Origin of the sequence: Campylobacter sp. 2014D-0216 (assembly GCF_014931215.1) — a bacterium.
Taxonomy (GTDB): domain Bacteria; phylum Campylobacterota; class Campylobacteria; order Campylobacterales; family Campylobacteraceae; genus Campylobacter_D.
On the sequence record NZ_CP063089.1, the window covers coordinates 720,543 to 733,789 of the forward strand.

Annotated in this window: 15 protein-coding genes; 8 read left to right on the forward strand and 7 right to left on the reverse strand. The window is 31.5% G+C overall.

Annotation, left to right across the window (positions count from 1 at the left end):
• Positions 1–3: 3 nt before the first annotated feature.
• The 6 genes from ychF to rpiB are packed head-to-tail and all read right to left on the reverse strand — an operon-like array spanning position 4 to position 4,446.
• Positions 4–1,104 carry a redox-regulated ATPase YchF gene (ychF, locus tag A0083_RS03695; protein ID WP_120758911.1) on the reverse strand — a complete coding sequence of 367 codons (1,101 nt, stop codon included), beginning with the start codon at positions 1,102–1,104 and terminating at the stop codon, positions 4–6.
• Complete coding sequence (locus A0083_RS03700; protein WP_197554344.1) at positions 1,101–2,552, reverse strand: leucyl aminopeptidase; 1,452 nt, start codon at positions 2,550–2,552, stop codon at positions 1,101–1,103. Before A0083_RS03700 ends, ychF begins: the two co-directional genes overlap by 4 nt.
• On the reverse strand, positions 2,549–3,142 hold the full coding sequence (locus tag A0083_RS03705) for a DedA family protein (RefSeq protein ID WP_120758914.1): 594 nt from the start codon (positions 3,140–3,142) through the stop codon (positions 2,549–2,551). Before A0083_RS03705 ends, A0083_RS03700 begins: the two co-directional genes overlap by 4 nt.
• Before the next feature lies 1 nt (position 3,143).
• Positions 3,144–3,683, reverse strand: a complete 540-nt coding sequence (gene apt, locus A0083_RS03710; RefSeq protein WP_442861588.1) for an adenine phosphoribosyltransferase — start codon at positions 3,681–3,683, stop codon at positions 3,144–3,146.
• A complete protein-coding gene (locus A0083_RS03715; RefSeq protein WP_039618138.1) occupies positions 3,680–4,012 on the reverse strand; it encodes a hypothetical protein in 333 nt (110 codons plus the stop codon). The genes apt and A0083_RS03715 overlap by 4 nt, the downstream gene beginning before the upstream one ends.
• A complete protein-coding gene (gene rpiB / locus A0083_RS03720; RefSeq protein ID WP_120758918.1) occupies positions 4,009–4,446 on the reverse strand; it encodes a ribose 5-phosphate isomerase B in 438 nt (145 codons plus the stop codon). The genes A0083_RS03715 and rpiB overlap by 4 nt, the downstream gene beginning before the upstream one ends.
• 144 nt (positions 4,447–4,590) lie before the next feature.
• On the opposite strand from rpiB, the gene A0083_RS03725 reads away from it, so the two are divergent.
• Together A0083_RS03725 and A0083_RS03730 are read left to right on the forward strand one after the other, a co-directional pair.
• Positions 4,591–5,142, forward strand: coding sequence for a CheB methylesterase domain-containing protein (locus tag A0083_RS03725; protein WP_120758920.1), 552 nt, complete (start codon positions 4,591–4,593; stop codon positions 5,140–5,142).
• A 9-nt stretch (positions 5,143–5,151) separates the two neighbouring features.
• Complete coding sequence (locus tag A0083_RS03730; protein ID WP_120758921.1) at positions 5,152–5,934, forward strand: CheR family methyltransferase; 783 nt, start codon at positions 5,152–5,154, stop codon at positions 5,932–5,934.
• Here the strand turns inward: A0083_RS03730 and A0083_RS03735 are convergent.
• The gene (locus A0083_RS03735; protein WP_120758923.1) at positions 5,931–7,124 is read right to left on the reverse strand and encodes an MFS transporter; all 1,194 of its coding nucleotides are present in this window, start codon (positions 7,122–7,124) and stop codon (positions 5,931–5,933) included. The genes A0083_RS03730 and A0083_RS03735 overlap by 4 nt on opposite strands.
• Positions 7,125–7,229: 105 nt before the next feature.
• On the opposite strand from A0083_RS03735, the gene A0083_RS03740 reads away from it, so the two are divergent.
• From A0083_RS03740 to A0083_RS03765, 6 genes are read left to right on the forward strand one after another with little or no spacing between them, the layout of a single operon-like run.
• On the forward strand, positions 7,230–8,276 hold the full coding sequence (locus tag A0083_RS03740; protein WP_120758925.1) for a dehypoxanthine futalosine cyclase: 1,047 nt from the start codon (positions 7,230–7,232) through the stop codon (positions 8,274–8,276).
• Positions 8,276–9,496 carry a M16 family metallopeptidase gene (locus A0083_RS03745; protein ID WP_197554347.1) on the forward strand — a complete coding sequence of 407 codons (1,221 nt, stop codon included), beginning with the start codon at positions 8,276–8,278 and terminating at the stop codon, positions 9,494–9,496. Before A0083_RS03740 ends, A0083_RS03745 begins: the two co-directional genes overlap by 1 nt.
• Positions 9,486–11,309: an ATP-dependent DNA helicase RecG gene (recG, locus tag A0083_RS03750; protein WP_197554350.1), complete on the forward strand. Its 1,824-nt coding sequence runs from the start codon at positions 9,486–9,488 to the stop codon at positions 11,307–11,309. The genes A0083_RS03745 and recG overlap by 11 nt, the downstream gene beginning before the upstream one ends.
• The gene (locus tag A0083_RS03755; RefSeq protein ID WP_120758930.1) at positions 11,302–11,904 is read left to right on the forward strand and encodes a Crp/Fnr family transcriptional regulator; all 603 of its coding nucleotides are present in this window, start codon (positions 11,302–11,304) and stop codon (positions 11,902–11,904) included. The genes recG and A0083_RS03755 overlap by 8 nt, the downstream gene beginning before the upstream one ends.
• Positions 11,905–11,947: 43 nt before the next feature.
• Entirely contained in the window at positions 11,948–12,595 is a 648-nt protein-coding gene (locus A0083_RS03760; RefSeq protein ID WP_197554353.1) for an amino acid ABC transporter permease, read from the forward strand.
• Complete coding sequence (locus A0083_RS03765) at positions 12,588–13,247, forward strand: amino acid ABC transporter permease (RefSeq protein WP_197554356.1); 660 nt, start codon at positions 12,588–12,590, stop codon at positions 13,245–13,247. Before A0083_RS03760 ends, A0083_RS03765 begins: the two co-directional genes overlap by 8 nt.

The following is a 13,247-nucleotide window of genomic DNA, read 5'->3' on the forward strand; positions in this document are numbered from 1 at the left end:
GTATCAAACATTGAATCTAAAATGCATTACATCACCATCTTGTACGATGTAGTCTTTTCCTTCAAGGCGTAGCTTTCCTGCTTCTTTAGCGCCACTTTCGCCTTTGCAGGCAATATAATCTTCATAAGAAATTACTTCAGCTTTGATAAAACCTTTTTCAAAGTCGTTATGGATCACACTTGCTGCTTTAGGTGCTTTCCAACCTCTTTGTATAGTCCATGATCTGACTTCGATTTGCCCTGCAGTGAAATAACTAATTAAATTCAGTTTAGAAAATGCAGTGCGTATTACGACTTCTAAACCACTACTTTCTATACCTAAGGATTTTAAAAATTCATAGTTTTCTTCATCACTTAGAGCTATCATTTCTTCTTCTATTTTAGAGCAAAGCTTGATCACTTCATGGCCGGATTTAGCGGCAAATTCTTTTAGATCTTTTACGAAGTCATTATCTTCTAAAAGCGAATTCTCATCAACATTAGCTCCATAGATGACTTCTTTGGCTGAAAGTAGTCTTAGTTCTTTTATGAGCGCTTGGTAAACTTCATTTTTATTTGGAAATGAACTCGCGCTATTGTTTTGGTTTAAATGCTCTAAGAGTTCATTTGCCAAGGCCAAACTTTCTTTTGCACCTTTTTCGTTTGCTTTTGCACCTTTGGTGAGTTTTTCTATTTTTTTGCTAAGTTGTTCAATATCTGCTAGTATTAATTCAGTTTCTATGATTTGCACATCACGCACAGGGTCAACACTGCCTGCAACATGAGTGATGTTTTCATCATCAAAACAACGCACAATGTGTAAAATCATTTCTGTTTCGCGGATGTTAGATAAAAATTTATTGCCTAAACCTTCGCCTTTACTTGCTCCTGCAACTAATCCTGCTATGTCTACAAATTCGATATTAGAGCGTATGATTTTTTGTGGATTTACGATCTTTGCTAATTCTTTTAAGCGATGATCAGGCACAGGAACCACAGCTTTATTAGGTTCTATAGTACAAAATGGATAATTCGCACTTTCGGCATTTTGTGCTCTTGTTAGTGCATTAAAAGTGGTTGATTTTCCTACGTTTGGAAGTCCAACTATACCAACTGATAAACTCATTTTTTATTCCTTGAAAGATAAAGTAAATATGCAAGGCACATTCTAACACCTGCACCTGTTGCGCCAAAGCTATGATAACCCCAAGCCTTTTCTAGGTAAGCTGGTCCTGCGATATCTAGATGTAGCCATTTGTCTTTGTATTCTTCTCTAATGAAAGAATTTAAAAATAACCCCGCAGTAATAGCTCCACCATAACGACTTGTAGAAGTATTGCTAACATCTGCGATATTAGATTTAATAAGTTCTTTTAAGTGAGGATTAAAATGTAAAATAGTAGCTAAATCTCCACTTTTTTTGCTTACCTTGTAAAATTCGTTTTGCAAGTCTTCATTGTTGCCCATGATGGCACTAGTATACTCCCCAAGCCCAACAACGCACGCACCTGTTAAAGTAGCTAAATCGATGAGTAAATCAGGCTTAAGATCTTGAGCAAGCGAAAGACAATCTGCTAAAACCAATCTTCCTTCAGCATCAGTATTTCTTACTTCAATACTCACACCTTCTCTAGAAATCAATACATCATCGGGTTTATAAGCATTGCCACCTATCATATTTTCAGTAGCTCCGATGATAGAATGCACTTCAATGTCAAGATCTAATTCACTTGCACCTTTTATGATAGCCATTGCGGCTGCACCACCACTTTTATCTGATTTCATTGTCAGCATATAATCAGCTGGTTTTAGACTAAGCCCGCCACTATCATAAGTTAAACCCTTACCTACAAATACCACTCTCATCTTTGCATTTTTTGGTTTATAAGAAAGATGAATGAGTTTTGGTGGGTGTGCCGAAGCGCGATTTACAGCTAAAAATGCTTGCATTTTTTCTTGCTCTAAAAAGTCACTTTCGTAGATTTTGCAAGTGATTTTATAGTCATTTTGACCTAAGTCAAGTGCATCTTCTGTCATTTTAGCAGGAGTATAAATTTGTGGAATTTCGTTAACGATATTTTTTGCAAAATCACATGCATTAGAAAAAACTTGACCATAATTAACGCCTATGCATGCTTCTTCTAGACTGTAAGATTTTTCATTGATTTCATCTTTAGAGATAATGATGTTTTGTAATTTACTTAAACTTGGTTCTTTTTTGTATTTGTTAAATTCATAAGCACCAAAGGTAAAACCCTGAATAATCGCATTAAAGCTATTAACTACGCATTTGCCAACTACACTGCGTGTTTTAACGCTTTGAATTTCAAGTTTTTTTAAAGCCTTGTAAGCATTAGCAAAGGCAAGTCTTATATCTTCATAGTCTAAACTTTTTAACTCACAATAAAGAATTTTATTTTGCATATCAATGCAAACACCTTCTCCTTTATAATTAGAAAGTTTAAAAAGTTCTTGACTTTGAGTGTATTTTTCTATTTTTTTATCTTGTATTAAAATGATTTCAAAATCAGCATGAATGGATTCGATGCTTTCTTCTTTAAAATTAAAAGTCATTTTCTAGTCCTTTTTTTAAGTATGGATTTTTCTATTTGTTTCATGCCTAAAAACAATGCAAGTAAGAAACAAGCAATAATTGGCACCGCAAAATACCAGTGATTTCCTGCCCATTCAACAGCTAGCCAAATTTCTTTACCGAAAAACCAAGCAAGTAAAATAGTTATCGCAGCCCAAGCCCAAGCGCTAATGAGATTGATAAAAGCGAATTTTCTTGCACTATAGCGTGTAAGTCCTATACTCATAGGGATGATAGTCCTAAAGCCATACATATATCTTTGTATAAAGATGATAGGCCAACCAAAACGCTGTAAAAGTAAATGCGCTATGGCAAATTTACGCCTTTGAGTTCGGAGCTTTTTTTGGATATATTTTTTATTATATCTTCCTATATAAAAGTATATTTGATCTCCCACAAAACCACCTAAACCCGCGATAAAAATGATAAGTCCTAGATTTACATGCCCTTCATGTGCAAAAATACCTGCTAAAATTAATGCAAGTTCTCCCTCAAGTATACACCATAAAAATACAATAATATAAGCCCAATTTTTATAATCATATAAAAGTTGTTTTAGAAATTCTTCCATGTCACACCTCTAAAACGCTATAAACAGAAGTAAGTTTAGCTAGTTCTTTGGCTCCATCAAGATCTTTTAATTCTAGTAAAAAACAAGCCTCTGCACATTTTGCATTGAGTTTTTCTATGAGTTTAACAGCTGCGATTGCTGTCCCACCTGTAGCAATAAGATCGTCTATAAGTAAAACTTTTGCATTTGTATTGTTAAAAGCATCAACATGGATTTCTATGGTATCGTTACCATATTCTAGACTATATGATTCTTGTATGCATTTTGATGGAAGTTTCCCTGGTTTTCTAATAGGCACAAAAGGTAGTTTTAATCTTGCGCTTAATGCAGCTCCAAAAATAAAACCTCTACTTTCTATACCGACAATATAATCAAGATTTGCGTTTTGGTATTTTTCCACCAAATGATCCATTAAAAACGCAAATGCTTCTTTATTGTTTAATAAAGTCGTGATATCTCTAAAAACAATTCCTTCTTTTGGGAAGTCTTTTATAGCTCTAATGCTATTTAATAAATACTGTTTATCTTGTTCGTTCATCATAATAATGCCTCTATCTTCGCTTCTAATTCTTTGATTCTTTGTCTTAGTTTTTCATTTTCGATACGATACTGTGAATTTCTTGTTCTAAGAGAAGTTAAGTCTGCTTTGCTTTTGTTTAACTCTTCGGTTAAGATATCGATATTTCCCAAACTTCTTTGTAATTGCACTTGTAATTTTCTAATAACGATTTCAGTATCATCTAGGTTGTTTTTTATAAATTCTTTTGCTACTTTTTCTTTATGCAGTAAGGTTTTATAATAAAGTAGCATGATTGTCATATAAATACTAACACAAATTAATACAGTTAATACAAGCCAACTGAGTATCATAGATTTTCCTCTATTTTGCTAATTCTTACGCAGTGTCTTCCGCCACTAAATGGAGTGTTAAGAAAATTTGAAATAATCTCAAAAGCCATATCTACACCGCTTAATCTTGCTCCAAGCGCTAAAACATTTGCGTCATTATGTTCTCTTGAAAGTTTAGCGCTTAGTGGCTCATTACATAAAGCACAGCGTATATTTTTATGGCGATTAGCTGCTATACTCATTCCAATCCCTGAGCCACAAACTAAAATACCAAAACTTTTTTCATCGATTTTAGAGCTTAGTAAGTGCGCATAATCAGGATAATCACAACGATCATCACAAAAAGGACCTAAGTCTTCAAAAATGATATTTTTTTCTTGTAAAAATTTTGTGATTTCTTGTTTTAGCGCAAAACCAGCATGATCACTTGCAATGTAAATTTTTTCTCTCAACATTTAACATTCACTTTATCAATTAGAATTTTTAAAGTATTTATTTTATCATATTTAATTAAAATTTTTCTTTCTTGTATATAATTATTTTTGTGACAATTTCAAATATTTATTTGATATAATAACAATAATTATTTAAGGTAGAAAATGAAGCTTATATTGATTGGTTCTTCAACGGGCGGTCCTAGTCAACTCAAGTTTTTACTCAATGATATAGAGCTAAAAGACTGTGCGGTGGTGATTGCTCAACATATGAATCCAGCTTTTATTCCTTCTTTTGTAAATCAGTTTAACAAAGAAGCAGTAAGCGAAGTCATCATACCATCGGATAAGGAAATTCTTAAAAACAAAATTTATATTTGTCAAAGAAATATGGTTTTAAGTGGCAATAATACTTTGGTTTTAAATACTACAGAGCAAATTAGTAGTTTTAATCCTGGTATAGATGTTTTATTTCATTCAGCTGTAAATCTTTGCAAATATCATAAAATTCTAGCTTTAGTGATGACAGGAATGGGTGATGATGGTGCTAAGTCCTTGTTTGAACTTTATAAGGTTGGTGTGAGATGTTTATGTGAAAATGAAGCAGATTCTATAGTGTATGGTATGCCTAAAAAAGCTAGGGATACTAACCCAAATTTAAAGCCGATGAGTTTAATCGAGCTTAAAAAAGAAATAATGAATTTTATAAAATCATAGGATAAAAACATGGTAAAAATTACAGAAAACGAATTGCATGATTTTGTGAAAATTGTAGAACAAATAAGTGGAAATAATTTAAACACTAAAAGAGATATTTTACTCATCAAGCTTCCTAAATTTTTACAAGAATTGGGCTTAAACAGTCTTAGTGAATTAAATGAAAAAGTTCAGTTTCAAAGAAATTTAAAACAAGAAACTATGGATTTTATCACAGTTTGCGAGACTTATTTTTTCAGAGAATTAGAACAGCTAAAAGATGTTATTTTTTACATTAAATCTCTTGATCGTCCAGTTAATGTGCTTTGTGCTCCGTGTTCTAGTGGTGAAGAGGTATATTCTTTGGCGATCTTAGCTAGTGAAAATTTTGTCAAGGGTATGAATATCTTTGGTATAGACATTAATAAAAAAATGATCGATAAGTGCAATGAAATGATTTATTCAGAACGTTCGGTTGCTAGATTAAACGCGGTGCAAAAAACACGCTATTTTGATGTAAAAGATAAAATGTATCATTTAAAAAAGGAAACTTTGGCTTGTAGATGTCGTTTTGAACTTTGTAATGTTTTTGATGATTCTTTGTTTAAGCTTGGAAAATTTGATGTGATTTTTTCAAGAAACATGATGATATATTTCGATCAAGATTTTAAAATAAGACTAATGGAGCGTTTTCATAGGATCTTGAATAAAGAGGGTAGAATTTACCCTGGTAAATCAGATCTTGTGCCTGAAACAGCTTATTTTAATAAAAACTTTTCAGCGGGTGGGGTTTATTACTCTAAGGTGGATTAATTATATTTTTTATTAAACCACCACCAATATCCCGCTGCTAATATAAAGCACACACCTAAGCCAAAAGTAAAATGGCTTAGTTTTACTCCATAAAATTCAAACAAATGTCCAGTTGAAAAAGCAATAATTGCGCTAAAGGTTAAATACACCATGTCATTATAAGCGATCACTCTACCATAGTATCTTTTGTCGCAGTCATTTTGTAAAAGCGTATAAGTGTAACTCCATAAAGATGAAGTACAAAAACCTGCCATAGCTAAACCAATAAATGCAAGGTAAAAATTAAACTGCAAGCAAGCCCAAAACATAATGCCAATACCTTGTGCAAGATATAAATATACCAAAGTATTTTTGTTGATAAATGAACTTAAAATATAAGGACCTATAAGTAAGGATACTGCTCTAATGGCATTTGAAATTCCTATGGCTAAAGGTATGGAGATGATTTTGGCGTATTCGTATTCGGCTAAGAGTGTGATTAAAACATCATAGGCAGTAATACCTACAATACCGTGAAGTAAGATTAAGTGAATGATTTTTTTATGAGTAAAGACATATACCAAACCTTCTTTAATAAGAATAAAAGGGTTGTTTTGTGTGGTATTTTTTTCATCAGGTAAAATTAAAGTTTTAAGTATGAAAATCGCACAACATAACATTAAAGAGTCCGCGATAAATGCGGGTTTTACACCAAAAGTATCTATAAAAAGCCCAGCTGCTCCCATACCCAAAGCATAAGATACAGCCCATATGATACTATGAAGTTCATTGCCAAGTTTTAATTCCTGTGGAGTTAGAATTTTAGGCAAGACTGACATCTCAGTTTGAAAATACATGCTTGCTACTGCCATACGTATAAAGGTAAGTAGATATAAAAGCCAAAGCATTGCTAAAGAATTAACAAAAATCAGCATAAAAATTGAAAGCATTTCGATACTAATCATCGTTAGTAATAGATTTTTAGGTTTAAATCTATCTACGATGATTCCATTAATTGGTGCAAGAATAATTGAGGGTAAAAATACAAAAATCGCCGAAAAACTAATAATGCTTGCAGGTGCTTGTAATTCTTTGGTTAAAAGCGTAAAAACACCAACTTGAGAAAACCACGCACCAAAATAACTTATAAATTGCACCATGGCTAAATATCGAAATGTTTTATTGTTTTTAAATAAGGCTCTATAAGTCATGATAATCCTGTGAATATATGAAATTTAAAGGGTTTGATTATATCGTTTTTAAGATTATTTTACATTTAAATGATATAATAGTTTTTTTATAAAAAAGGTTTGAAAATGAGTAGATTAAGCAAAGAAGAAGCTTTAGATTTGCTTCAAAATGCACCTTTGTATGAACTAGGTGCTATGGCATATGAGAAAAAATTACAATTACACCCTGATAAGATCACTACTTTTGTAGTGGATAGAAATATAAATTATACAAATATTTGTTGTATCGACTGTGATTTTTGTGCTTTTTGTAGAAAAGAAAAAGATGATGATTCTTATATTTTAAAATACGAAGAAATAGGGCAAAAAATCGAAGAACTACAAGCCATAGGCGGTACGCAAATTTTATTTCAAGGTGGAGTACACCCAAAACTTAAAATAGAATGGTATGAAGACTTGCTTTCTTATATAAAAAGTCATTATCCTACAATTACAGTACATGGTTTTTCTGCGGTTGAGATAGCTTATATAGCAAAAGTGTCTAAAATTTCTATCGAAGAAGTATTGAAAAGACTGCAAGCCAAAGGACTTTTTTCTATACCTGGAGCGGGTGCTGAAGTCTTAAGCGATAGAGTAAGGGATATCATCGCACCACATAAATGCGATACTGCAACTTGGCTTAAAGTGCATGAGAGTGCACATAATATAGGCATGAAAAGCACCGCAACGATGATGTTTGGTACGGTGGAAACTGATGAGGAGATTATCGAACATTTTGATCATTTAAGAACCTTGCAAGATAAAACAAATGGATTTAGGGCATTTATTTTATGGTCGTTTCAAAGTGAAAACACCCCTTTAATTAAAAAGCACCCTGAAATCATTAAGCAAAGTTCCAATAGGTATTTGAGGTTGCTAGCTTTAGCAAGACTTTACTTGGATAATTTTAAAAATTTACAAAGTTCTTGGGTGACACAAGGTTCTTTGATAGGTCAACTCGCTTTGCAGTTTGGTGCAAATGATTTAGGTTCTACTATGATGGAGGAAAATGTCGTAGCTGCAGCTGGTGCTAAATACAGAATGAACCAAGAACAAATGATAGAACTTATCAAAGATATAGGAGAAATTCCTGCCAAACGCGACACAGCTTATAATGTTTTAGAAAGGTTTTAATGTTAAAATTAGACTTCAATGATACTAAAATAGACATAATATATGAGTATGAAAACGAACTTCCTGTAGTATTTTTTAAACTTATTTTTAAAAACAGTGGAAAAATAGCAGAAAAGCACCATAGAGGTTGTGCGAGCATGCTTGCTAGACTTTTTAACGAAGGTAGTAATGATGGGTTTTTTAAAAGTTTAGAATACCGTGCCATAGAACTTTACGCTAAGGCTAGTTTTGAGCATTTTCAAATCAGTATTAAATGTTTAAAAGAGCATTTTGAATTTGCAGTAGAGAAATTGCAAGAATTGCTTTTAAATGTACGTTTTGAAGAAAAAATTTTACAAAGACTAAAAACGCTTGCTTTAGGAGAACTTGCGAGTTTAAATACTGATTATGATTATCAAGCCAAAAGGCTTTTGAATAAAAATGTCTTCAAAGATGAGATTTTTGAAAGTGGACTTGATGGAACAAAAGAAAGTATAGAAAAAATCACTTTAGAAGAACTACAAGAATTTATGAGTGAAAATTTAGTACTTGATAATGTTTTATTTGTTTTTGGTGGAGATATCAAAGAAGATGAAGTAAAATCCAAGACTGAAAAGATAGGTCAAATTTTAGCAAGAAACACCCCTAACACCAATAAACAATTTATGCTTAATGAAAATATTATCGAAGTAAGCGAGCAAAAAAGCACAGAACAAGCTTATATATATTTTTGTTCCCCATTTAATATGCAAATTAGCGATGAGAAAATGTATCTAGCAAAACTTGCTTTGTTTATTTTAGGTCAAGGTGGGTTTGGCTCGCGTTTGATGGAGGAAGTGCGGGTAAAGCGAGGTTTGGCGTATTCTGCTTATGCAATGCTTGATGTGAATTTAAACTATAGTAGAATTTTTGGATATTTACAAACTAAAAATGAAAGCGCTGAAGAAGCTAAAGCTTTAGTAAAGGAAATCTTTAAAACCTTTGTGCAAAATGGTGTAGAAGAAAAAGAATTTCAACTAGCAAAGCAGTTTTTAGTAGGTTCTATGCCTTTAAGATATGAAAGTTTGGCAAAAAGATTGGACATCATGCTAAATGAATATCTACATGGTTTAAAGCTTGGAAATTTAAAAGAAGAAGTACAAAAAATCAAAAATACAAGTTTGGAAGAGCTAAATAATTTTATCCAATCACATAGTGAAATTACAAAAGTGAGCTTTGCAAGTATAGAAAATGAAAGTTGAAGAAAAGGACTTAAAACTACTTCATCTTTTGGGTGTTAAAAACTGTATTGACTTGGCTTTGATTTTGCCGAAAAAATTTGATGATTTTAGAATTTCGCAACACCCAAAAGAAAGCTTTTGTACTCAAAATGTTAAAATTATCAGCACGCAAAATCATCACTCTCAACTTTTTATGCTTTGTGAATGTCTAGAATGGGGTATTAAAGCAAATATCGTGATCTTTCATCCTAATCAATGGCATTTTAAAATTTTTAAGCATAATGCTTTGGTTTGTATTCATGCAAAGATGAATTTTTTTAATGGAATTTGGCAGTTCATCAACCCAAAAATAGTAAAAAAAACAGGTCAAATAGTCCCTAAATATCAAATTAGTAATGTAAAAGATGAAAGTGTCAAAAAGCTTATTTTAAAATACGTCAATGAAGCAAATTTAAAAGCATTAAATTTGGAGCAAAAATACATTAATTTGCTTTTAAATTTGCATCATTATGAAGACTTAAAGTGTTATGAAAATTTTGATCTTATTGTTAAAGACTTAAAATATATTGAAATTTTTAACCATTTAAGGCGCTTAAAGGGTAAGAAAATTGATCAAAAAGCATATAAGATAAAACTTTTTGATATTAATTCTTGGCTTGATAGTTTGGAATTTACACCCACCAATGATCAGCTTTTGGCAATAGAAGATATTAAAAAAGACTTACAAAGTGAATTGGCTAAAAGACGTGTGGTGATGGGTGATGTGGGTTGTGGTAAGACTTTGGTTATACTTGCAGCAAGTTTACTAGTGTATCCCAAAAAAGCTATTTTAATGGCTCCAACTAGTATATTAGCTGAGCAAATTTATCATGAGGCAAAAAGACTTTTGCCTGATTTTGTCAATATTTTGCTTTTAAAAGGGGGTAAAAAAGACAAAGATCTTCTAAGACAAAAAGAACAAGCTCATTTTATCATAGGCACACATGCATTAATTCATCAAGAAGAATTAGAAGCGGTGTTGATCATGATAGATGAACAACATCGCTTTGGATCAAATCAAAGACAAAAAATAAGCGAATTGAGTAAAAATTCTTATCATACTCCGCATATTGTACAGTTTTCGGCCACGCCGATACCAAGAACCTTGTCGATGATACAAAGTGAACTTGTTAATTTTAGTTTTATTAAACAGATGCCCTTTAAAAAGGATATTAAAACCTTTTGTATCCAAGATAAGGACTTTAAATATTTATTGAAAAAAATTGATAATGAGTTAGCAAAAAATCATCAAGTGATTATTATTTATCCTTTAGTAAGCGAAAGTGAAAATATTGACTATCTCTCATTAGAACAAGCACAGGGGTACTGGATAAACAAATATAAAAATGTTTATGTTACGCATGGAAAAGATAAAAATAAAGATCAAATTTTGCAAGAATTTAGAGAAAAAGGTACGATTTTACTTTCTACAACTGTCGTGGAGGTGGGAATTTCTTTACCAAGACTAAGTGTGATTGTGATCGTTGGAGCTGAAAGACTAGGGCTTGCAACTTTACATCAACTTAGAGGAAGAGTTGGTAGAGTAGGGCTTGAGAGTTTTTGTTATTTGTATACTAAACAAAAACAAATCCCATCTCGTTTGCTTGAATTTGCTAAAACTTTAGATGGATTTAAAATAGCCGAACTTGACTTACATAATCGTTTAAGCGGGGATTTGCTAGATGGTAGAGTACAACATGGTAATCATTTTAAATTTTTTGATTTTGCAGATGATGAGGAGCTTGTTGTTAAAGCAAAAGAAAGCATAAAAAATATGGAAGTGGAAAATGGATAAGCATTTTGAAATTTTGATTTCAAAAGGAAAGAAAGAGTTTTTAAAAAAAGGAAATATTTTATTTTTTCAAGGTGAAAAAGCAAATAAAATTTATATTTTATTGAGTGGTAAAGTTCGTATATATAAAGTCAATACAAAAGGCTTTGAATTAACCTTGCATACTTTAACCCCGGTAAATTTTATAGCAGAAATGCCTGTATTTGAAGGGATTGACTACCCAGCGAATGCTATTTGTGAGCAAGATTGTGAACTTTGTGTGTTTGATTTTAATGAATTTAAAAAAATGTGTTTAGAAAATGGTGAATTTAGTTTTTTGCTTTTAACTTCATTGATTGGAAAAATTCGCATTCTAGAAAATTTTATCCGACAAAAATCTTTGGATTTGAAAACAAGATTGATTAGTTTTTTACTAGAAAATGAAGAAAAGCTGCAATATCTAAAGCAAAAAGAAATTGCCGTGATGTTAAATTTACCCCCAGAATCTTTATCGAGATTTTTAAAAGAATTAAAACAAAATGAGTTAATTTGTACAAATAAAGGTAAAATATCAATTTTGAATAAAGAAAAAATGCAAAAATTAATTAAGTCTTTTTAAGTCTTATTTGTTATAATAATATATTTAAAATATGGAAGGTTTTATGGATTTTGATTTTTTAATCAAGTTTAGCCCTATGTTTATACAAGCTTCTTGGCTAACTTTAAAACTTGCTATTTATGGGGTGTTTTTCTCATTTTTGGTGGGTTTGTTTTGCGTGGGAGTGAATTATTTTAAATTTTCTTTTTTAAATTATATTTGTAAATTTTATATCGAGTTTTCAAGAAATACGCCTTTATTGATCCAACTTTTCTTTTTATATTATGCCTTGCCTGAATTGGGAATTCAACTTAGTTCTTTTGCGTGTGCTGTTATAGGACTTAGCTTTTTGGGTGGTTCTTATATGGCTGAAAGTTTAAGAGCGGGTATGGAAGCAGTAAAAAAACAACAGTATGAATCAGGACTTTCTTTGGGTTTAAGCCAATGGCAAAATTTTCGCTATGTGATCATGCCACAAGCTTTAGGGGTAGCCATGCCAAGCATTAGTGCAAATATCATTTTTTTACTGAAAGAAACATCGGTTGTAAGTATTATCGCTTTAGCAGATTTGGTGTATGTGGCTAAGGATCTTATAGGGCTTTATTATAAAAGTAATGAGGCTTTGTTTGCTTTAGTGCTTTGTTATTTGATTTTGATTTTGCCTATATCGTTAGTGTTAAACCGCATAGAAAAAAGGTTGAGTTATGTTTGAAATTTTAAACCAAGATACCTTTTTTAGATTAGCACAGGGTTTAAGGGTTACGCTTGAGCTTTCTATTGTAAGTGTTTTGATCTCTTTGTTAGGTGGTTTATTTTTTGGAATTTTAATGCATTTAAAAAATAAATTTCTTTATGCATTTTGTCGCTTTATGCTTGAGTTTGTACGTATTATGCCTTTGATTGTTTGGCTTTTTATCGTACATTTTGGTTTAGCTAAATGGTTTGGTTGGCATTTGAGTGCGGTGGGTTCGAGTATTATTGTTTTTAGTATTTGGGGTGTGTTTGAGATGATGGACTTAGTGAGATCATCATTAGCAAGTATACCAAAACATCAGTATGAATCAGGACTTTCATTGGGTTTTAATAAATTTGAAGTTTATCTTTTTATTGTTATACCTTTGTCACTAAGAAGATTGTTGCCAATGAGTATTAATCTTTTTACAAGAATTATTAAAAGTACTTCAGTGATTTATTTAATCGGTGGTATAGAGCTTATTAAGGTTGGTCAACAAGTAATAGAATTAAATTTATTTCAAAATTCTTATGCAGCTTTTGTGATTTATGGTTTGATTTTATTGATTTATTTTATATTATGTTACCCTTTGTCGGTTTATTCGAAGTATTTAGAGAAAAAATGGAGTTAA

What these genes read in the sequence shown, in the direction of transcription:
- A0083_RS03745 (WP_197554347.1), top strand. Translation starts at nt 8,276, where the DNA reads ATGTTAAAATTAGACTTCAATGATACTAAAATAGACATAATATATGAG.
- A0083_RS03725 (WP_120758920.1), top strand. Translation starts at nt 4,591, where the DNA reads ATGAAGCTTATATTGATTGGTTCTTCAACGGGCGGTCCTAGTCAACTC.
- A0083_RS03700 (WP_197554344.1), bottom strand. Translation starts at nt 2,552, where the DNA reads ATGACTTTTAATTTTAAAGAAGAAAGCATCGAATCCATTCATGCTGAT.
- A0083_RS03730 (WP_120758921.1), top strand. Translation starts at nt 5,152, where the DNA reads ATGGTAAAAATTACAGAAAACGAATTGCATGATTTTGTGAAAATTGTA.
- A0083_RS03765 (WP_197554356.1), top strand. Translation starts at nt 12,588, where the DNA reads ATGTTTGAAATTTTAAACCAAGATACCTTTTTTAGATTAGCACAGGGT.
- ychF (WP_120758911.1), bottom strand. Translation starts at nt 1,104, where the DNA reads ATGAGTTTATCAGTTGGTATAGTTGGACTTCCAAACGTAGGAAAATCA.
- recG (WP_197554350.1), top strand. Translation starts at nt 9,486, where the DNA reads ATGAAAGTTGAAGAAAAGGACTTAAAACTACTTCATCTTTTGGGTGTT.
- rpiB (WP_120758918.1), bottom strand. Translation starts at nt 4,446, where the DNA reads ATGTTGAGAGAAAAAATTTACATTGCAAGTGATCATGCTGGTTTTGCG.
- A0083_RS03755 (WP_120758930.1), top strand. Translation starts at nt 11,302, where the DNA reads ATGGATAAGCATTTTGAAATTTTGATTTCAAAAGGAAAGAAAGAGTTT.
- apt (WP_442861588.1), bottom strand. Translation starts at nt 3,683, where the DNA reads ATGATGAACGAACAAGATAAACAGTATTTATTAAATAGCATTAGAGCT.
- A0083_RS03740 (WP_120758925.1), top strand. Translation starts at nt 7,230, where the DNA reads ATGAGTAGATTAAGCAAAGAAGAAGCTTTAGATTTGCTTCAAAATGCA.
- A0083_RS03705 (WP_120758914.1), bottom strand. Translation starts at nt 3,142, where the DNA reads ATGGAAGAATTTCTAAAACAACTTTTATATGATTATAAAAATTGGGCT.
- A0083_RS03735 (WP_120758923.1), bottom strand. Translation starts at nt 7,124, where the DNA reads ATGACTTATAGAGCCTTATTTAAAAACAATAAAACATTTCGATATTTA.
- A0083_RS03715 (WP_039618138.1), bottom strand. Translation starts at nt 4,012, where the DNA reads ATGATACTCAGTTGGCTTGTATTAACTGTATTAATTTGTGTTAGTATT.
- A0083_RS03760 (WP_197554353.1), top strand. Translation starts at nt 11,948, where the DNA reads ATGGATTTTGATTTTTTAATCAAGTTTAGCCCTATGTTTATACAAGCT.